Source organism: Psychrobacter sp. ANT_H3 (assembly GCF_027919975.1).
In the GTDB taxonomy this organism is placed as follows: Bacteria; Pseudomonadota; Gammaproteobacteria; order Pseudomonadales; family Moraxellaceae; genus Psychrobacter; species Psychrobacter maritimus.
The window spans coordinates 1-20,160 of record NZ_JAQISM010000012.1 but is presented as its reverse complement, the minus strand read 5'-3'; the positions used below and the strand labels follow the sequence as shown (position 1 = coordinate 20,160).

Genomic DNA, 20,160 nt, shown 5'->3' with positions numbered 1-20,160 from the left:
CTATTGGCGTTGTGGTTTTTTTATCCTTGTAATTGAGCTACACTGTCACGATAAAAGGTTTGGCTAGGAAGCTCATGGGCAGTATGATTTAGCCTGTTTATCACAGTATGAATTGAGTTTTTTACCATGCCCACCCACTTGTATAGGCAGTAACGGTAGCTATGTTTAACTTTATGAAAAAAAATAAACCGACCCCAAAAACCGAAACCGCGCAGCAGCGGGCAGAACGTGACAGTGCCGTGGATAAGGTGCTGCTCGGCTATGAAGTAGGTACGCTTAGCATTGCCACCATGGTGCTGGGACTGGAGCGCAACGGTGAAGAGCTTACCTTAGACTTACGCCTGCCAGAGGACAGTAGCCCTGAAACCATTCAGCAAGAGCTTGGGCAACTGCTGCACCCGCATGGCATCAAAACCATTCATATGAATGTGCGTCTGTCGGCACCAGCTAAGGGTGCAGGCTCAACCTTACCAAAGCAAATGCCAAAGACCACGGATGCTATGGCAAATCAATCCAAGCCTAGCGCACAGTCTAATAGCGACAGTGAACCACCGATCACTAAAGCTGCGCCAACGCAAGCATCATTGGCCGCGCATCCGCGTATTCGTCATATTATTGTCGTAGCTTCCGGTAAAGGCGGCGTTGGTAAATCAACCACCACCGTTAATATCGCTTTGGCATTACAAAAACTGGGCAACCGTGTTGGCGTCCTCGATGCTGATATTTATGGCCCTAGTATGCCAACGATGCTGGGCGTCGCCGATGTAAAGCCGCAACTCGAAAACGAGCAGTTCGTGCCAGTTGATGCCCATGGTATGGCGATGCTATCGATTGGTAGCTTGCTTGACGGTGATAATACCCCTGTCGCGTGGCGTGGACCAAAAGCCACCGGTGCACTGATGCAGCTCTATAACCAAACCAACTGGCCACAATTAGATTACCTAGTGATTGATATGCCACCAGGTACGGGCGATATTCAGCTGACGCTCGCACAGCGTATCCCCGTCACAGGTGCGGTGATTGTCACGACGCCGCAGCATATTGCATTGCTCGATGCGCAAAAGGGTATCGAGATGTTTAACAAGACCAATATTCCAGTGCTTGGCGTGGTTGAAAACATGGCGCTACATACCTGTAGCAACTGTAATCATACCGAAGCTATCTTTGGTACGGGTGGTGGCGAGTTTATCGCTGAGCAATATCAGGTGCCGCTATTAGGACAATTGCCATTAGCCAGCGGTATTCGTGCACAAGTGGATAAAGGGGAGCCGAGCGTGTTGGCCGATGATGAGTTTGCGCCGTATTATTTGAGTATTGCCAAAAATATCGAAGCCAATATTAGTAAGTTTGCCAAGCCTGTCGATGATAAGCGTATTTTTTAATGGTTTTCTAATGGCTCTTAATAGTGCTAATGGCTTTTATTGATAGCAAAATAGCCTAAGTATGCAAAACTTGAATGATTTTAATTTTTAGAAAAGGGAATATCGTGAGCTTATCGATTTATCAACGTCATTTAGATAATATTCCCAAACAGTATAAGTTATTAAAATTATTCCGCCCACCGATATACGTGATTGAGCTCTCAAACAATCAACTGATTGCCGTTTGTTACTATAAAGATGGCAGTAGTAAACGCCATCAGGTTAATGCGGATTTTAGCAATCGCCGAATGGTGATTGCTGATTTTTCGCAAGCAGTACAAGCCATGACTGATTTATTGCTTAAGTTTCCCAAGCATGCATTTGCATTGAATGGCTTTGCAGTAGCGAATGTAACCGAAACGCTAGCAGATGGGTTGACCACGATAGAGATTAAAGCCATTAGAGAAGCAGTTTGGGCAGCATCAGGACAGGCAAAAAGAAGAATCATAAGTACCGCAGTCAGCTACCAAGGACAGGTAGTCTCGCAATGAATTTTGGCTAGGATGCCGTAAAAATGAAGCAAAATGATAATAACCAACCTATCGCTAATCACTTTAGACCAGTTGAACTTGACCAGCTTATTCAAAACGGTCAACCTACCTTTGGCGTATTTGCGAAAGTTAAGAGCATCAATTATCTGGACTATCACAGTCATCTTATCTCGCAAAAAGCACTGCCCAACTGGCGTAAAGCGCTTAAAGCCAACCAATTCTGCTTTATTCAAATTATTCAGCCGCCGTATCGAATCTGTCTAGCACTGGCGACGATTAAGCTCGCAACCAGTGCCTTTGTCTATCTTTACAATGATGAGACTGGTGAGCTAGAGGTTGATGAAGCCTTGCAGCCTTTGACTCGGCAGACGCATTTGACAGGTGATTGCTATCAAGGTCAAATGGCATTTACTCATGCCAAACTAACCGTCAATTTAGATTTTACGCCTTCGCAGATTAACGTTGTGCTAGACAGTCAAAACCTTGCACTCCATGCAGCCTTAGCAAGGCAATCACAGCCACTTGCTATCTGTACGCCAACGGGCAGGCGCGGCTGGACGTTTACCCAAAAAGAACCATTAACCGCTGTATCTGGGCATTTACGCATTAAAGACAATTCAAAATTTAACGCTGATGCTGCTCATAATCCTGATTCTCTCAATTCTCCCGATGCTAAAGCTAAGCAAATAGACTTTACTGATACCACTAGCGCCAATCTAGATTGGACGCTTGGCTATATGCGTCACAAGACCAATTGGTTTTGGAGCTGTATTAATAGCTATTTGCCAGACGGGCGTCATTTTACCTTGAATTTATCAATGGGCGTCAATGAAACGGGCGCCAGTGAAAATGCTTGCTGGCTTGATGGTCAGATAGTTTATCTGCCGCCCGTGATGTTTATACGTCAAGATTTGGATACACCCGCGCAGAATACGTGGCGTATTTATCATCAAAACCTCGGCTGGAGCAATGTCGATATTGATTTAACCTTTACGCCAATTACCGTCTATAAAAAGACCGATAACTTCGGTGTGCTTGCCAGTATCTTTGAGCAATGGCTTGGATTATATAGTGGGGAGATTCGCTTAGGAGATGAGGTCATTAAAATTGATAAGGTAATGGGCTTGGCAGAAGACCATTTTGCCAAATGGTAGTGTAGTGAGCATAGGTTTGAGTAGCAGCAGCAAGACATCAGTAAGACATTTATTAGATATTGAATAGCATGCTTTATTTTAAAGTCGTTGAGGCTCTATAAATTAAGGCGCCAATTCCGTATAATCGTCGCTATCGAAATACGGTATCATAACCACTATTAAATATTTGCTTTTGCTAAGGAAGAACAATGTCTATCAAATCTGACCGCTGGATCCGTAAAATGGCCGAAGAACATGGCATGATTGAACCATATGAGCCAGGTCAAGTACGCTTTAATGATGCAGGCGAGCGTTTGGTCAGTTACGGCACCTCAAGCTATGGTTATGATGTGCGCTGTGCCCCTGAGTTTAAAGTTTTTACCAACGTGCATTCGGTTGTCGTTGACCCTAAAAATTTCGATGAGAAAAGCTTTATCGATATCGTTGGTGACGAATGTATTATTCCGCCAAACTCGTTTGCATTGGCGCGTACGATGGAATATTTCCGCATTCCACGTGACGTATTGACCATTTGCCTCGGTAAATCAACCTATGCACGCTGCGGTATCATCGTCAACGTGACGCCGCTTGAGCCTGAGTGGGAAGGGCACGTGACGTTAGAATTTAGTAATACCACCAATTTGCCAGCACGTATTTATGCAGGCGAAGGCGTGGCGCAAATGCTGTTCTTCCAAAGTGATGCTGATGACGTCTGCGAAACCAGTTATAAAGACCGCGGTGGTAAATACCAAGGTCAACGCGGCGTGACTTTACCTAGAACTTAGGCGTCTAGAATTTAAGCGCTAAGAATTTAAGCGCTAAGAATTTAAGTGTTTTAGACTGACAATAAAAAAGCCAGCATATTTAATATGACTGGCTTTTTTATTGTTTTATAACTCAGCTATTTCAAAGTCGATTATTTTTTTAAGGTCAATTATTTTAAAACTTTTAAACCGGCTTTATTATCACGTTTGGGCTTAGGCGCTGCAATGTTGGTTTTAGAGCTGCTACTCGCAACAGCGTCCTCTTCAGGTTCATAATTGTCATATTCATTAGGGTCAAAAAACATCCCTTGCGAATTTTCTTTGGCATAGATGCCCATTACCGCCGTCAGCGGCACCCAAATCTCTTGTGATACCCCACCAAAGCGCGCACTAAAGTTAATGTAGTCATTTCCCATACTCATATTACCGGTCGCACGACTGGCGATATTGAGCACAATACGCCCATCTTGTACATGTTCTCTTGGAATCTGTACATTGTCGGCGGTGGCGTCCACCATCAGATACGGCGTGAGCGCATTGTCTTCTATCCATTGATATATCGCGCGCACCATATAAGGACGGGTTGGGGTAATAGAGGTGGTTTCTTCGCTCATCTTTGGCTTCCTATACTGAGGATATGAAATAATAATTAAAAAAGAATTGACGGTAGAGTGTTCGTTATAAAAAAGTCGTTCATGCTTAATTATTGGTTATTTTAAGGTAGCATTTTGCTATTGTCTAATTAGCGCACGCTTTTTTGAAAGCTATCACGCTCAAAAACCCGTTTTTGATAATCAAATAGAGGACGACTGATAGCGCGCGGTAGCTCAATGCCCATTTCTTCCAACCGCCATAGTAGAGGCGCTAAGAGCACATCACACCAGCCAAATTCATCTGCCATAAAGTAAGGCTTATGCGCAAACAGTGGTGATAAAGTAATGAGTGAATCGCTCAGCTGTTTTTTGGCCATGGCAGCTTGGGCTTTATTGAAACTGTCTGGATGCATCAACAGGCGTTTACCGAGTACCAGCCAATCGCGTTGAATACGCCATGCTAATTGGCGGAATTGCGCGCGCTCTTGCGGCGTTTCAGGCAATAGCTTATTGGCATGGTAGCGCTCTTCAAGATATTCAAAGATGACGTTAATCTCATATAGTGCAATTTCCCGCTGCTGCAAGACAGGCAGAGTATGATAGGGGTTGAGCTCTGTCAAATCTTCAGGACGCTCAGAGTGCAAACGTGATAAATAATAGGCAAGCTTTTTTTCTTCAAGTAATAGACGCACCACATGACTGTCGTAGCCGTCATCAGCGTATAAAATCAGCTGACTACTTGGAATGTCATTCGCATCAATCATGAAAGCCTAATATATTAGTAAAGCCTGTTATCGTAAACAATGTGGCTCTGTTTATCAAGGTAGCGTACGTAAACATTAGGGGGCAGCCTTGCTATCAGCTAATGTTTTAGTGTTTAACGGTTTGTCAAAGAATAAAAAAAGGCACTACCGAAGTAATGCCTTTTTTATGATGCAGTCTTAGTATTTAATACTTAAATTATTTTACGTCTTTCCAGAACTCTTTGTTCAATAAGTAAACTGGAATTAGTAATACCAATAAGAATAAAATCACAAAGAAACCAATCACTTGGCGGTCATGACGAACAGGCTCAGCCATCCACGCCATGAAGTTAACCAAGTCACCAACCTCAGATTCAAACTCATCGGCACTCAGCTCTTCTTGCATATTATGCAAGACGTGAGGCATCGCAGCGTTTGCAAGCACTAAGTTATTAGCGCCCCAAGGACGGCTTGGATCTTCATAGAATGACAACAGGTACGTATATACCCAGTCATCACCGCGCAGACGTGTCTCAAGAGACAAATCTGGCGGAGCCGCACCGAACCATGATGCTTGTACTTCAGGGTCAATTTCAGCATTGATATGATCACCGATTTGATCGGTGGTGACCATCAAATACTTCTCGACCAGCTCAGGTGGTATCTCTAAATCTTTAGCAATGCGCGAGTGACGAACGTACTGTGCGGAGTGACAACCGGCACAGTAGTTCATAAATATTTTCGCGCCGTTTTGTAGCGAGCCTTTATTGGTAAAATCAATAGGGGCTGTGCTACAAGCTAGGTGTTCTACCACACCGTCAGCATTGGTGAAAGTACCGCAGCCACCGCCTGCTGCCAGTGCGCTACCAGCAGTCAAGGTTAATGCCGCGCCTAAGCCTAGACCAGCTAGGGATTTAATTAGCGTGCTCATTAGTGACCTCCGGTAACGCGTTCTGGTGGCTGTTTACACTTCTCAATGGCAGTGTAAAACGGCATCAATAAGAAGAACAAGAAATATAGAACTGTGAATATACGTGACATGATAGTCGCCGTTGGGGTTGCAGGTGTTGCACCCAAGTAGCCTAGTACGACAAAGCTAATCGCAAAGATAGTAAGTGCAATCTTAGATAAGATGCCTTTATAACGTATCGAGCGTACTGGAGATCTATCGAGCCATGGAATTAAGAACAGTACGGCAATCGCACCACCCATCGCAATAACACCACCAAGCTTATCAGGAACTGCCCGTAAGATGGCATAGAAAGGTGTGTAGTACCATACTGGCGCAATATGCGCAGGTGTTTTTAGCGAGTTCGCTGTCTCAAAGTTTGGTGGCTCAAGGAAGAAACCGCCGCCTTCTGGGAAGAAGAACACCACTGCAAAGAACAAGATAAAGAAGACAACAATACCCACCATATCATGCACAGTGTAGTACGGATGGAATTCAATACCGTCTAATGGTACGCCATTCTTATCTTTTAGCTTCTTAATGTCGATGCCATCAGGGTTGTTCGAACCAACATGATGCAGAGCCACTAAATGCATAAAGACTAAGCCCACAAGCACCAGCGGAATCGCAACCACATGCAAGGCAAAGAAGCGGTTTAGGGTGATACCTGAGATAATATAATCACCACGTACCCATTCAGCAAGACCATCACCAATCACAGGCAGTGCAGCAGGTAGGTTTAAGATGACCTGTGCGCCCCAGAATGACATGTTGCCCCAAGGAAGTAGGTAACCGAAGAAACCTTCTGCCATCAATGCTAGGTAAATACCCATACCGATGAGCCAAATAAGCTCACGTGGTTTTTGATATGAACCGTATAGCAAGGCGCGGAACATATGTAAATATACCACGACGAAGAACGCTGATGCGCCGGTCGAGTGCATATAACGGATGAGCCAGCCACCTTTAACATCACGCATGATGTATTCAACAGAGGCAAATGCCCCTTCGGCACTTGGGTTGTACATCATCGTCAGCCAAATACCAGTGACTAACTGGTTGACCAGTACCACCATTGATAACACGCCAAAGAAATACCAAAAGTTAAAGTTCTTTGGTGCATAGTACTTTGACATATGATATTCATAGGTTTCAGTCGCAGGAAAACGCGCGTCCACCCAATGCATTAACTTTTTACCCATGCTCATATTAAGCCTCCCCAATCGTCAAGATGGTACCATCCACGTTGTACTCTGGGACGGGTAAGTTAAGCGGTGCAGGTACACCACTATAAACACGACCCGCTAAATCATATTTAGAGCCATGACATGGGCAGAAAAATCCACCGTACCAATCATTACCACCTAAATCGGCTGCGCCAACATCAGGACGGTAGTTTGGTGCACAGCCTAAATGCGTACAGACGCCTTCTACTACCAATACTTCTGGCGAGATAGAGCGTTCAGGATTTTTACAGTATTCAGGTTGCAAAGATGCATCAGAATCGGGGTCAGATAATAGTGGCTTTACTGATTCAAGCGTGGTCAGCATCTCTTCAGTGCGCTTGACCACAAAGATAGGTTTACCACGGTATTTGACGACAATCATCTGTCCTGCTTCGATAGAACCAATATCTTGGGTCACTGCCGCACCAGCAGCCTCAGCTTTAGCGCTTGGGGTCCAAGAGCGGACAAAAGGTGTTGCCACAGCAGCTACCCCAGCTGCACCAATTACGGCAGTCGAGGCAATAAGAACTCTACGACGTTGTACGTTAACGCCTTCGGCATGGCTCATTAAAACTTCCTCCAGGTGAATGAAATGGGATTATCCCACACTGGGTTTGTGGCTTAGAAAAATTACAATTATCAAGCCACGTTAGCTGTGCCTAATTTTGCTAATTGTTGCTATTCTAAGCTATTTCGGTCATAAAATAAATTATTGTGTTAAAAATAAAGCAACCTTGATAGGGCACGCTACAACGTTAAACCAGATAATGGGTCTAAAAGACCTTACTTATCAATGTTTAACAGATGCCTGTATGCAACAAGGCTTATAGGAATAATGACCTTATAATTAATAAGGATATTCAGCAATAGCGAATGATACTTGAAATTCAGACAATGTTCACTAACTTTCAGCACATCACTACTGTGTAAGTAGCCGTTGGCTATTTATTTCTACTTACTAAAATGAAATACTTATAAATCGCCCTACCTTTAATAGTGCATTTTAAATAAGATATCTATTAATAAGATAGCTATTAAAGGCATAACCATTAAAGGTAAGGGCGCCATGATTCAGATTAAGCTTGTAGTACTTTATTTTTTATACTAACTATAAATACTAGCTCTCAAGGGTATGCCAGCGCTCAAGCTTAGTCATCATCTCATCTTCAATGACCAATAAACGCTCACTGGCGGCAGTCGCGGCTTCAATATCTTTGGTAAACCATGACCCGTCAGCCAGCTTTTCTTCTAGCTGAGTTTGCTCAGCTTCAAGCGCGGCGATTTCTTTCGGTAAATTATCAAGTTCACGCTGCTCGTTATAGTTGAGCTTTTTAGCCGCTGTATTAGGCTTTGCGGCTACCGCAGCTTTATTGCTAGATTTGCTATTGGCGGCATTATCGTTAGACGATTTAGCATTCTTAGCCTTTGCTGCTTCTTCACGGTTTTTTTGTACCAAATATTCTTGATAACCGCCGACATACTCTTTGACCACCCCTTTGCCGTCTTCATCAGTATCAAACACCCAAGTAGAAGTGACGACGTTGTCCATAAATGAGCGGTCATGGCTAATTAGCAGGATAGTACCGTTAAAGCTACTAACAGACTCTTCTAATAGCTCTAAGGTTGCCATATCCAAATCGTTGGTTGGCTCATCGAGTACCAGAATGTTAGCAGGCTTTAATAGCTGCTTGGCAAGTAATACACGGTTACGTTCACCACCTGATAGGGCTTTGACTGGCGTACGTGCACGTTCTGGGGCAAATAAGAAGTCTTGTAGATAGCTCATGATATGCGTCTTGCGCCCGCCAACTTCGACGAAGTCTGAACCTTCCGAGACGTTTTGCGCCACACTGGCTTCTAAATCTAGCTGATCACGCAGCTGATCAAAAAAGGCAATTTTCAGATTAGTGCCAAGCTCAACTGTACCTGTTTTGGTCACTTCATCGTCAGACATATCGAGTAGGGCTTTAATGAGCGTGGTTTTACCAGCGCCGTTGGGACCAACGATACCAATTTTATCGCCGCGCATAATCATGGTGCTAAAGTTATCGACCAAGACGTTGCCATCATATTCCAGATGCAAGTTTTTAACTTTACAGACCAGCTTGCCGCTTTTCTCGCCTTCACCCATGGTGATATTGACGTTACCGACTTGCTCGCGGCGACCACTACGCTCTTCGCGCAAGGCTTTTAGCTCACGGACGCGACCTTCGTTACGGGTACGACGCGCTTTGATACCTTGGCGAATCCAAACTTCTTCTTGTGCCAGTTTCTTATCAAAGTTAGCATTATTTTTTTCTTCAGCAAGTAGCTGCTGCTCTTTTAATTCTTGATAACGGGCATAACCTTTTGCGCCTTGGGTGACGTCATAGCTCGTTAATTGACCACGATCAAGCTCAACGATACGCGTAGCAAGCTTATTCACAAATGCTCTATCGTGAGTCACAAACAATAAAGTCAAACCTTGCCAATCTAATAAGAAGCGCTCTAACCATTCGATACTTTCAACGTCTAAATGGTTGGTTGGCTCATCGAGTAATAGTACGTCAGGCTTAGTAACCAGCGCACGTGCAAGTAGTACGCGGCGTTTACGACCACCAGAGAGTGAAGACAAATCATCTTCAGGATCGAGTCCCATGGTCGTAATCAGACGGGTTGCATCACGCTCTAAATCCCAGCCATGTACCGCATCGATATCATGCTGCAGTGTTGCCATATGCTCGCAAGCGTCCATATCGCCGTTGGCACACATATCGACTTGCTTATTATAGTTAATGAGCAAATCAGCGGTACGGCGGCTACCGCCCATCACGATGTCCAGGATACGACCGCTGGTTTCAGGGACGTCTTGCTCTAGCATCGCAACACGCATGCTGCTATTGGTGATAATCTCACCGCTGTCAGGCTGCAATGAGCCGTTAATCAGTTTAAATAAGGTGGACTTACCTTCGCCATTGCGGCCAATTAAACACACACGCTCGCCCGCATTAATCGCAAAATCAATGCCGTCAAGAACAGGAGCGACGCCAAAGGCTAAGTGAATATCTTTTAAATGTATCAATGCCATAGAATATCTTAAGCTTATATAATAGTGAGGTAGGGGTTGTTGCAAAATTGCTAGCAGTATAACATGCTGCCACCTAACTGTAGTATGCATAAATGCATTTATAAGCACTATTTTATAACGGTTATTTTAAATGGTCATGGGTGAGATTTGACAAAGGTCATGAATACATTATCTGGTATTGAGAAAAATATGAATGAACTGAATTCGATAGATAGCAAACCTTCCAATAGTCAAGCTAAGCTGTCAGATACCCAAGCGGATTTACAAGCACAGGTTATTGAATTACAGATGAACCTGTCTCATCTTGAGGTTACCGTAGAACGGCTTGATGAAGTCATTACGCGTCAAGACAGAGATATCCAAACCTTGCAGCGACAGGTGCAGTTTATCTATAAACAAGTCGAAAGCCAAGATGGAGAGGGCGGTGTGGCGCCGTTTGATGTTGTGGCAGATAGACCGCCACACTATTAAGTAGAAAAATACCTCTTACTGATAAGCCGTCTGATGGGCTGTTTATGATAAGCGTATATGTGTGTTTTTGCATAAATACACCGTACGATGACTATTGGGTCATATTAGAGAAATAATGTGTTTTTAGGTTGTCTTAATGTAAAAAAAACATTAGTATCCTTCACCTTAGATACTGTCTACCTAACAAAGTTCGGTGTAGCGGTAAAACAATGTGGATGTTTGGAGATACACAATGGGCGCAAATTTCAATCTAAAGACTCTTACGGTAGCTTTGGCTGCTCTTTCTGCAGCTAGTATCGCTAGTGCAGCAGGTCTTGATCGTTCAGGTCAAGATATCACGGCATTTTTACAAGATGGCACCTATGCCGAAACCGTTTATACTTATCTAGACGCTGATGTTAGTGGTCATGATAATGCTTATGTTGGCCCAGATAAAAATGCTTATCAGCAAGGTAAGAAAATTGATGATATCGCAGAGTCGTATGACTTTTTCCGTTATGGCGTAAAAGCAGATATCAATGATACCTTTAGCGTTGGTGTTTTATATGATGAGCCTTTTGGTGCTGCTGCCGATTATAGTGGTGACAACAACTTTGTTGCTCAAGGTGATCGCAACGCTACGATTAATGCTGTATCAGGTGGTAAGATTAAGGATTTTGCATCTGCGGCTCAAACAGTAGGTGGAATTAAGTATAAAATTGACAATAAAATTGAATTAACGCCTACAGAGCAAGCACAATACAAAGCATTAGCGCCAGCTGTGGCTGCGGCACAAGCAGAGTTTAATACCAAAGGCGAAGGAACCAACGTTGAAGTGCGTACTGAAAATATCACTGCAATTCTTGGCATGAAATTTGGCGAAAATAAAAATTTCCAAGTTTATGGCGGTCCGGTTGCTCAACAAGTACAAGCTGATGTAAAACTACGTGGACTGGCATATAGTGCTGCGACTGGCTATACCGCTCATATTAGCTCAGATCAAGATTATGGCTGGCTAGCAGGTGTGTCTTATAGTAAACCTGAAATTGCTTTACAAGCCGCGTTAACCTATCGCTCAGAAATTGATCATACTTTACCAATATTTGAAAGCTATCCTGCAGCCAGCATTGAAAAAGCTGGTGAGATAGATATCACTACTCCAAAATCTGTAAACTTTGATTTTCAAACAGGTATCAATCCAACGACTTTAGCGACAGCAAAAGTACGCTGGGTACCATGGAGTGACTTTGCAATCGTACCTCCTGTTTATACAGAAGTGAGTAAAGCGCAGTACCCTGAAGGTTTGTCTTTAGTGAGCTATGACAAAGATCAATGGTTAGTAGAATTAGGCTTAGCTAAGCGACTAACCCCAGCATTAGCAGTGACTGGTAATATTGGTTGGGATAGTGGTGCTGGTAATCCAGTAACTTCATTAGGTCCTATTGACGGTTATTACAGCGCGGGTCTAGGTGCAAAATATAACTTCACTGAGAACTGGGCAGTTTCTGCCGGTGGTAAATATCTATGGTTCGGCGATGCTAAAGGTCAAATACCAACTAAGAATGTCGTTAGTAACTTTGAAGACAATGATGGTTTTGCTCTTGGTATGAAGCTATCTTATCAAGCTAAGTAAACTATAAATTGCTAATATTTATATAAATTATATTTTATAGATAAAAAGACGACCTTAAATAGGTCGTTTTTTTTATGTTTAAAATAAAGAGAAATACAATAATAAATATCTTTTAATTTAAGAATAAAAACCTATATTTTCCGATTTAAGTTCGCCAATAATGTTAATTAGGAATTAATGATTGTGTGTTAAGTAAACTATTGTTTATTAAAGTAATTTAATGTTTTGTACCGCTCAGTCATTAACAAGAAATAAAGCGTTTTAATTGTTGTTTTAGTGTCAGAAAGTCATTACTATTCATTTTAGGACATCGTTTACATAATCATATATTTTGCGTAACAATGCTAAATGTTGATTATTACAACGATTAAACAACGAGGATGTTTGGAGATATACAATGCGCGCTACTTTTCACTTAAAAACCCTTGCCGTAGCGATAGCTACTCTTTCTGTAGCCAGTATGACTAACGCTGCAGGTCTTGATCGCTCAGGTCAAGATATCACTGCATTCTTACAAGATGGCACTTATGCCGAAGCTGTATATACCTATATCGACGCTGATGTTAGCGGTTATGATAATCAACGTGTTGCCACTGATGATGCCGGTTATGTCCAAGGTAGGAGTACGGGTGAAGTTGCTGAATCTTATGATTTTTTCCGTTATGGTGTAAAAACTGATATTAATGATACCTTTAGTGTGGGTATCTTATACGATGAGCCTTTTGGTGCGGCTGCTGCCTATAGTGGTGATAATAACTTTGTAGGTGCGCCAACCGCCGCCATTGATGGGCTGATTGCGTCACAATTAACTGGGAAGTTACCTGGAGTTACGACTGCCCAAGGCCTAGACACATATGTTAAAGGTGCTCAACAAACCCTTGACGCAGGTAGAGAACGAGTTAAACAAGCTGAAGCTGCCATCGCAGCGAACCCTGCACTCGAAGCGGTTTTACGTCCACAGATTGTAGCAGGACAGGCGCAAATTGCAGCTGGTGAAGCACAATTGGCTCCTCTAGAAGGGCTAAACAATTATGCTGCTAATCAGCTTGCTAATACTGAAGGCACTAACGTTGAAGTACGCTCTGAAAATATCACTGCCATAATGGGTATGAAGCTTGGTGCAAATAAAAACTTTCAAATATATGGCGGTCCAGTTGCTCAGCGCGTTCAGGCTGATGTAAAACTACGTGGTAGTGCGTACGGACCTGCTACAGGTTATACTTCCCATATTAGTCCTGATCAAGATTATGGTTGGCTAGCGGGTGTAGCATATAGTAAACCTGAGATTGCTTTAAAAGCAGCGCTTACTTATCGCTCAGAGATTGACCATAGCATGGATATTACTGAAACATATCCATTAGCAGGTCTTTTAGCGGGTAATCCAGCGGCAGCTACCCAAACCAATAACATGGAAATCACCACGCCAAAATCAGTAAACTTTGATTTTCAAACGGGTATTAATCCTACGACATTAGCCACGGCAAAAGTACGCTGGGTACCTTGGGGTGATTTTTCTATCGTACCGCCATTATATAATGAAGTTAGTAAACGCAGTTACGGTCCAGATGGTTTAGCTCTAGTAGACTATAGCGATGATCAATGGCAGGTAGAGCTTGGCATGGCTAAACGTCTATCACCTGCGCTCGCTTTAAGCGGTACGGTTGGTTGGGATAGTGGTTCAGGCGATCCAACGACATCATTAGGTCCGATTGATGGCTACTATAGTGTTGGTTTGGGCGCTAAGTATAACGTCACTCCTGAGTGGGCTGTATCCGCCGGTGGTAAATACTTGTGGTTTGGTGATGCCAAAGGTCAATTACCGACGCAGCAAATTGTCGGAGATTTCCAAGACAATGATGGATATATCGTTGGTGTAAAATTGTCTTATCAAGGTAAGTAACTATACTCTCTATCAATAATTGATAGGATTAATGTTCGTAAAAGCAAAGCAGCCATATAGGCTGCTTTGCTTTTTTTATACTTATATATTTAGAAATTAATATAAAAAATTCCTCTGACTAATATGTCTAATACATAATTTTCTGATTAAGATGTACTGATATCATAGGTTTGAGTCGTACCAATCTATATTTGTTTTTTAGTATAAACTCTATCGGCTTTAGCCTATTTCTTTAAAGTTCAAAAAGGGAGTTGCTATAAGACTCAACTTTAATTATGATACTTAAATCGGTTACGTTATCTTACATAGCTGTAATGTCTGATGTTTAGGAAATGTGAAGATCGAGTCATCGATTCTTACTTCTAAAGATTTAGTTCAAAGTCGTTTGGCAAAGGATTGCACAGCATCAGCTGAAGTTACTGATATAAGACATATCATAACCAAGCTATTTGCCAGTTATTATATTCATGGAGGATATCAAGTGTCTCAAAAATTCCCTATCTCTAAACTTACTCTCGCTCTTTTTGCTTTATCGGCTGCATCATTGACGCAAGCTGCTGGTCTTGATCGTTCTGGTCAAGATATCAAAGGCTTTTTTAATCCCGGAACCTATGCAGAAGTTGATTTTGCTTATATCGATACCAAGGTATCTGCTCATGACAATGCGGGCAATAAATTTGGTATAACAAATACTGAAGCTGAATATGTTAAAGGTAAGAGTACCGGTAATGCTACTGATGATACCTATAGCTTTATGCGTTATGGTGTCAAAACGGACGTCAATGACAATATAAGTATTGGTGTCTTTTATGATGAGCCATTCGGGGCAGAGGTAGAATATAAAGGTGATAGTAATTTCGTATCAAAAGTAGGTGAAGAAACGCTTATCACACCTAAATTCAATGGAATAGGTGCTGAAAACGAAAAAATAAACTCTGCAATAACAGACCCTGATTATAATAAAAATACCAATGTTAGTGTTCATACTGAGACTTGGACCGGTTTGGTTGGTTACAAGTCTAATGGTTTCCAAGTATTTGGTGGCCCAGTAATGCAAAAAGCAAAAGCGGACGTACATTTGCGAGGTAAAGCCTATGGTCCGTTAACAGGCTATGATGCTAACGTTAATGCGGATACTGATTACGGCTGGGTTGCAGGTCTTGCTTATAGCAAACCTGAAATAGCGCTTAATGCTGCTTTAACTTATCGTTCTGAAATTGAACATAAAACAGATATCGCTGAGAGAGTTCCGCTTTTAGATAGTGAATATAAAGGCCTTGTTCTTTCTCAGATTCCAGGAAGTGCTGGATATGATATCCAAGCCAATGCGACAACTGAGGCGACAGTTACCACACCTGAATCAGTAAACTTAAATATACAGACAGGTTTGAGTGAGAAATATCAACTATTAGGAACGCTGGATGTTCGCTGGGTACCTTGGAGTGATTTTTCGATTGTTCCGCCTTTATATAATGTATTCTCAAAGGCAGCTGTACCAGAAGGTTTACCATTATTATCCTACGAAAAAGATCAGTGGAAGGTCGATGTTGGTTTAGCTAAGCGATTTAATGAAAAATTGGCTGGTTCAGTTGTTCTCGGCTATGATTCTGGTGCTGGAGACCCTGTGAGTTCACTTGGTACCATTGAAGGTTTTTATAGTATTGGTGGTGGCATTAAATACAATGTCACACCAGAATGGGCAGTATCTGTCGGCGGCAAGTATCTTAAGTTTGGGGATGCTACTGGACAGTTACCTAATGGTAGTATCGTCAGTAAGGCTGAAGACAATGATGGTTATATTGCGGGCGTAAAAATCTCTTACCAAAGTCAGTAAAATTGCATTTGATAGTATTATTTTGAATAAAGTTCTTAAAAAGCTTATCTAGTGAGTTAGATAAGCTTCACTAATGACTATTATCTATCTTATTGAGTACTGAGTTAATACTCATATAAATGTTTAACCTCTCACAAATGAACGTTTGCGTCATTTTTTATCAACAGCAGTCAGCTGTTATGAATTGACTTTGTAAACTAAATTTGGTTATCTATAGCTCTTATCTAAACACTAGTAGTACAAGTAGTAGATAAAGGAATATCAATTAATCATCCATGGAGGAAGAAGAATGTCACCTAACCGTCATTCAATCACGGCTGTATCGACAGCTAAAAAATTCAAAACCCCGCTAAAAGCCAGTGTAGTACTCTTAACATCAATGATCCTCGCCGCCTGTAATACGACTGATGAGCCTTCTTATAATCTTGGCGATGTATTTGAAACAATAACGCCGACTCCAACACCGACACCAACTCCAACACCGACACCGACACCGACACCAACACCAACACCAACTCCAACACCGACACCGACACCAACACCAACACCAACACCAACACCAACACCAACACCAACACCAACACCAACACCAACACCTGCGGATTATAGCTCTGCAGCAGAAACTAAATTATCAGGTGCACAGCATCTTTCTGTGAATACAGGAGCGATTGCAGGGGTAAAAGAAGTAACCACACGTATTTTTGATATTCGTAGTGTATCCGATGCCGATGCCCGCGCTGATGAAGCTTTGACAGGAATTGTTCAAAAACCAGTAGCAGTTGCCTTATCTGGTGACAATGATGTTGACACCGGAAGTGGGTTTAAATCTCATCAAGGCAAAGGCAATGTGCTGGGTGAAGACGACCTAACTTATACCTCAACCTATAAAGATTTCGGTACTGATGGTGCACTCCGTATCGCCCATGTTGATGGTGAGGTGAATGCATTAGGAAATCAAATCCCAGTGGACGGCGTATTAGTCATTGGTAATAAAACAGCAACTCTACCGGGTGAAGGTAAGTTTGAATATACTGGCGATGCCACCAATCGTAAAGTAGGTTCAGGGAATGCCATTGAGTATGGTAGCTCAGAATTTACAGCTGATTTCGTTGCGAAAAAAGTCGATGGTAAGCTAAGCTTTACTAAAGCCGGCGATATTGCACTAGGTGCTGATATCAATGGCAACGAATTCACAGGTAAAAAGGGTGAGTATAATACTAATGGTGCCTTCTACGGTAAGGACGCCAATTATATCGGTGGTATTTATGAAGGTAATGGTTCGCAAGGTACCTTTGGAGCTGAGAAAAACGCAGCTGTAACGCCAACGCCGACGCCAACGCCAACGCCAACGCCAACGCCAACGCCGACACCGACGCCGACACCGACACCGACACCGACACCGACGCCGACACCGACGCCAACGCCAACGCCAACGCCAACGCCAACGCCGACGCCGACACCGACGCCAACGCCAACGCCAACGCCAACGCCAACGCCAACGCCAACGCCGACGCCGCCAGTTAATCCCGATGCTAAAGTAGATACTGAACTTACTGGTTTCCAGAGTAATACGCTAAGTAGTAAAAAGTTCTTAACTCTTACGGAAGATGCGATTGGTTATGCAGAGATACGTAATGACAAATCTGACTTTACAGAGACTGTGACTGTAGATGGATCTAAGGTTCCTGTAGACAATCAATTAGGAGATAACTTTACTGGTTACGATAAATTCTTTGCCCGTGCTGACATGACCAAGCCTGACTCTGTAAAACAGAAGGTTCTTGTCAATATAAGTGGAACTAGTGATTCAGAGTATGGTAATGGTTTTAAGCTTCATACTGAAAACACAAAAGTTCAAGGTCCTGTAGCATTAGATCTAAACTATTCATCTGTTTATAAGAACTTTGATACACAAATGAAAACGCAGATGCAAATTGGACATGTATATGGAGATCCAAAGTTAGCTACAACAGACTTGGCGCGTGTATCCACTGTCTACGTACAAGGCAATGGTACAAACCTTGAAGATATGCAGTACATGAAAGACTTGGCACAGTACAATATTGATAACGACATCAATGATGGTATGGTAGTCTATGCTGGTGTTGCTACCTATATGGATAACCTGCATCTAAAAGAAGGCGCTCGCGGTGGTCCGGTAGTTGATGGTACTTCGAAGTTCGATGTTGATTTTGTCAATAATAAGCTTGAAGGTACATTGAAGTTTGCAGATGGCGATTATAAATATATGCCTACTGGCAACCAAATTAATATCAATGCTAATATTACAGGAAATACTTTCGCCGGTAACAAGGATGGTATCGATGCCGCAGGTGGTTTCTATGGTGAAGATGCTAAATTCTTAGGCGGCGTTTACCAAGAAGCGTTAGCTCAAGGCGGCAAGGGTGCTCAACCAGGTGAAGGCACGACTTTCCAAGGAACCTTTGGTGCTGAAAAGCAATAAATAAATTAAACATAAAAACTTAGATATAAAAAAGCGCCTTAGGGCGCTTTTTTTTGTTTTCTAGATTCTTGTATTCACGAAATCTGTATAAAGCATGATGGAAAGATTAACTAGTAAGTAGAAGTAATAAAAATACAAAACAAAAATTGGTATATTTTGTATCAATATAGTTTAAGACTGCTATTTAATATGAGAATTTATTGAACATAGTTCGATTTTTATAATTAATTCTCAAATTGTTATTTGACTCAATCCCTGTCTTTAATCTCAATAACATCTCTATATGTATCAAGGTATATAAATTAATATGAGGAGGATTTTTTATTATTTCAAAACTTCCTAATTAATATTTCTAATATTGTATTGATAAAGGACTTATATAATTACTAATGCTTCATTATTTTTCTTATATTAGTCTAACTATTCTTATAAAACATAGGAAATACTCAATTTACTCTAAAAAAATGATGATTATCTTACTTTTTCTAAAAAATGACGCAATACATGGAAATGCATCATTGATTATCGTAATTATTTTAATTTGGATGACTATGAAAGTATAAGAGTGTCCTATATTCTTTTGTGCGTATATTGATACATATTTTCTCTATATAGCTTATTGTATTCGCTTATAAGGATTAATTGGTAACTAAATATTACAGTGAACATTATTTCATTAATATTAATTGACTTTCTGTAGTGGATTTGTTTATGTATGCATGCAACTGGATTAAAGTTGTATTTTATTCGAAGTAACGGAATATCATAAACTCTTCATGGAGGAAGACGAATGTCGCCTAACTGTCATTCAATCTCAGCTGTAACAGCAGCAAAAAAACTAAATACACCACTCAAAGCCAGTGTGGTTCTCTTAAGTGCTATTATTCTAGCGTCATGTGTGACTAGTGGCGGAGATGATCCTATCACTCCGAAACCAACACCTGTGTTGCCAGGTACTGATACGGGAGGTGGAGCTGGTAATATAACTGAGGCTGAAAAAGCTATTAAAGCAGCTGAGGCTAAAACCAAAGTAGCAGAAGAAGCGCTTAAAGTAGCAGAAGCCAAAACCAAGGCAGCAGAAGAAGCGCTTAAAGCAGCAGAATTGAAGTTTGGAGAGGAATCAGAAAAAGCAGCAGAAGCATCGAAGACAGCAATTGATGCAGCAAGAGCAGAAGCAGTACAGGCAAAAGCAGCAGCAGAAGCTGCAAGAGTCGAAGCAGTAGCAAAAATTGAAGCCGCTGCAAAAGCATCTAAAGAAGAAGTGGATGTAGCCAAAAAGATAGCTAGTGAAGCAGTAGCAAAAGTTAAAGACGCTGAAGAAAAAGCAAAAGCTGCAGATCTTCGTGCTACGGTAGCAGAGGTCAAAGCTAAGGAAATTGAAGAGTCACTTAAAGCAGAAATAGCGGCTAAGAAGGCAGCAGAAGAAGCCAAGGAGCTGGCGCAAGCAGCAGAAAATGCTGCTAAAGATGCTAAAGTAAAAGCAGAACAAGCT

15 protein-coding genes and 1 pseudogene are annotated in these 20,160 nt (G+C 42.0%); 10 read left to right on the top strand and 6 right to left on the bottom strand.

Going from position 1 to position 20,160, the window contains the following annotated elements:
• Positions 1-161: 161 nt before the first annotated feature.
• From apbC to dcd, 4 genes are all read left to right on the top strand, one after another.
• Entirely contained in the window at positions 162-1,382 is a 1,221-nt protein-coding gene (apbC, locus tag PG901_RS07265) for an iron-sulfur cluster carrier protein ApbC (RefSeq protein ID WP_271134042.1), read from the top strand.
• 104 nt (positions 1,383-1,486) lie between these two features.
• Positions 1,487-1,912 (top strand): hypothetical protein, encoded by a 426-nt coding sequence (locus PG901_RS07260; protein WP_271134041.1) that lies wholly within the window; start codon positions 1,487-1,489, stop codon positions 1,910-1,912.
• A gap of 23 nt (positions 1,913-1,935) precedes the next feature.
• Positions 1,936-3,066, top strand: coding sequence for a DUF2804 domain-containing protein (locus tag PG901_RS07255; RefSeq protein WP_271134040.1), 1,131 nt, complete (start codon positions 1,936-1,938; stop codon positions 3,064-3,066).
• A gap of 188 nt (positions 3,067-3,254) precedes the next feature.
• On the top strand, positions 3,255-3,830 hold the full coding sequence (dcd, locus tag PG901_RS07250) for a dCTP deaminase (RefSeq protein WP_149489812.1): 576 nt from the start codon (positions 3,255-3,257) through the stop codon (positions 3,828-3,830).
• 149 nt (positions 3,831-3,979) lie between these two features.
• Here dcd and PG901_RS07245 read toward each other — a convergent pair whose 3' ends face one another.
• The 6 genes from PG901_RS07245 to PG901_RS07220 form a co-directional block, all read right to left on the bottom strand.
• A complete protein-coding gene (locus tag PG901_RS07245) occupies positions 3,980-4,423 on the bottom strand; it encodes a ClpXP protease specificity-enhancing factor (RefSeq protein ID WP_271134039.1) in 444 nt (147 codons plus the stop codon).
• A gap of 128 nt (positions 4,424-4,551) precedes the next feature.
• Positions 4,552-5,166 carry a glutathione S-transferase N-terminal domain-containing protein gene (locus tag PG901_RS07240; RefSeq protein ID WP_201564753.1) on the bottom strand — a complete coding sequence of 205 codons (615 nt, stop codon included), beginning with the start codon at positions 5,164-5,166 and terminating at the stop codon, positions 4,552-4,554.
• 196 nt (positions 5,167-5,362) lie between these two features.
• Positions 5,363-6,076 carry a cytochrome c1 gene (locus PG901_RS07235; RefSeq protein ID WP_201625718.1) on the bottom strand — a complete coding sequence of 238 codons (714 nt, stop codon included), beginning with the start codon at positions 6,074-6,076 and terminating at the stop codon, positions 5,363-5,365.
• Positions 6,076-7,281 (bottom strand): cytochrome b, encoded by a 1,206-nt coding sequence (locus tag PG901_RS07230; RefSeq protein ID WP_201564808.1) that lies wholly within the window; start codon positions 7,279-7,281, stop codon positions 6,076-6,078. The genes PG901_RS07235 and PG901_RS07230 overlap by 1 nt, the downstream gene beginning before the upstream one ends.
• Before the next feature lie 22 nt (positions 7,282-7,303).
• Complete coding sequence (petA, locus tag PG901_RS07225; RefSeq protein ID WP_201564749.1) at positions 7,304-7,888, bottom strand: ubiquinol-cytochrome c reductase iron-sulfur subunit; 585 nt, start codon at positions 7,886-7,888, stop codon at positions 7,304-7,306.
• Between the two features lie 549 nt (positions 7,889-8,437).
• The gene (locus PG901_RS07220) at positions 8,438-10,387 is read right to left on the bottom strand and encodes an ATP-binding cassette domain-containing protein (RefSeq protein WP_201564747.1); all 1,950 of its coding nucleotides are present in this window, start codon (positions 10,385-10,387) and stop codon (positions 8,438-8,440) included.
• Between the two features lie 159 nt (positions 10,388-10,546).
• Between PG901_RS07220 and PG901_RS07215 the strand changes: the two genes are divergently transcribed.
• The 6 genes and pseudogenes from PG901_RS07215 to PG901_RS07190 all read left to right on the top strand — a co-directional run.
• Entirely contained in the window at positions 10,547-10,858 is a 312-nt protein-coding gene (locus PG901_RS07215; protein WP_271134038.1) for a SlyX family protein, read from the top strand.
• A gap of 232 nt (positions 10,859-11,090) precedes the next feature.
• On the top strand, positions 11,091-12,470 hold the full coding sequence (locus PG901_RS07210; RefSeq protein ID WP_271134037.1) for an outer membrane protein transport protein: 1,380 nt from the start codon (positions 11,091-11,093) through the stop codon (positions 12,468-12,470).
• A gap of 397 nt (positions 12,471-12,867) precedes the next feature.
• Complete coding sequence (locus PG901_RS07205; RefSeq protein ID WP_271134036.1) at positions 12,868-14,370, top strand: OmpP1/FadL family transporter; 1,503 nt, start codon at positions 12,868-12,870, stop codon at positions 14,368-14,370.
• 481 nt (positions 14,371-14,851) lie between these two features.
• Positions 14,852-16,204, top strand: coding sequence for an OmpP1/FadL family transporter (locus PG901_RS07200; protein ID WP_271134055.1), 1,353 nt, complete (start codon positions 14,852-14,854; stop codon positions 16,202-16,204).
• 289 nt (positions 16,205-16,493) lie between these two features.
• Positions 16,494-18,668: a transferrin-binding protein-like solute binding protein gene (locus tag PG901_RS07195; protein WP_271134035.1), complete on the top strand. Its 2,175-nt coding sequence runs from the start codon at positions 16,494-16,496 to the stop codon at positions 18,666-18,668.
• 790 nt (positions 18,669-19,458) lie between these two features.
• Positions 19,459-20,160, top strand: a pseudogene (locus tag PG901_RS07190) (hypothetical protein); the annotation flags it as partial.

Coding starts and splice junctions, on each gene's coding strand:
- PG901_RS07240 (WP_201564753.1), bottom strand. CDS start 5,166: ATGATTGATGCGAATGACATTCCAAGTAGTCAGCTGATTTTATACGCT.
- PG901_RS07195 (WP_271134035.1), top strand. CDS start 16,494: ATGTCACCTAACCGTCATTCAATCACGGCTGTATCGACAGCTAAAAAA.
- PG901_RS07235 (WP_201625718.1), bottom strand. CDS start 6,076: ATGAGCACGCTAATTAAATCCCTAGCTGGTCTAGGCTTAGGCGCGGCA.
- PG901_RS07205 (WP_271134036.1), top strand. CDS start 12,868: ATGCGCGCTACTTTTCACTTAAAAACCCTTGCCGTAGCGATAGCTACT.
- PG901_RS07245 (WP_271134039.1), bottom strand. CDS start 4,423: ATGAGCGAAGAAACCACCTCTATTACCCCAACCCGTCCTTATATGGTG.
- PG901_RS07255 (WP_271134040.1), top strand. CDS start 1,936: ATGAAGCAAAATGATAATAACCAACCTATCGCTAATCACTTTAGACCA.
- PG901_RS07230 (WP_201564808.1), bottom strand. CDS start 7,281: ATGCATTGGGTGGACGCGCGTTTTCCTGCGACTGAAACCTATGAATAT.
- PG901_RS07220 (WP_201564747.1), bottom strand. CDS start 10,387: ATGGCATTGATACATTTAAAAGATATTCACTTAGCCTTTGGCGTCGCT.
- PG901_RS07215 (WP_271134038.1), top strand. CDS start 10,547: ATGAATACATTATCTGGTATTGAGAAAAATATGAATGAACTGAATTCG.
- petA (WP_201564749.1), bottom strand. CDS start 7,888: ATGAGCCATGCCGAAGGCGTTAACGTACAACGTCGTAGAGTTCTTATT.
- apbC (WP_271134042.1), top strand. CDS start 162: ATGTTTAACTTTATGAAAAAAAATAAACCGACCCCAAAAACCGAAACC.
- PG901_RS07210 (WP_271134037.1), top strand. CDS start 11,091: ATGGGCGCAAATTTCAATCTAAAGACTCTTACGGTAGCTTTGGCTGCT.
- dcd (WP_149489812.1), top strand. CDS start 3,255: ATGTCTATCAAATCTGACCGCTGGATCCGTAAAATGGCCGAAGAACAT.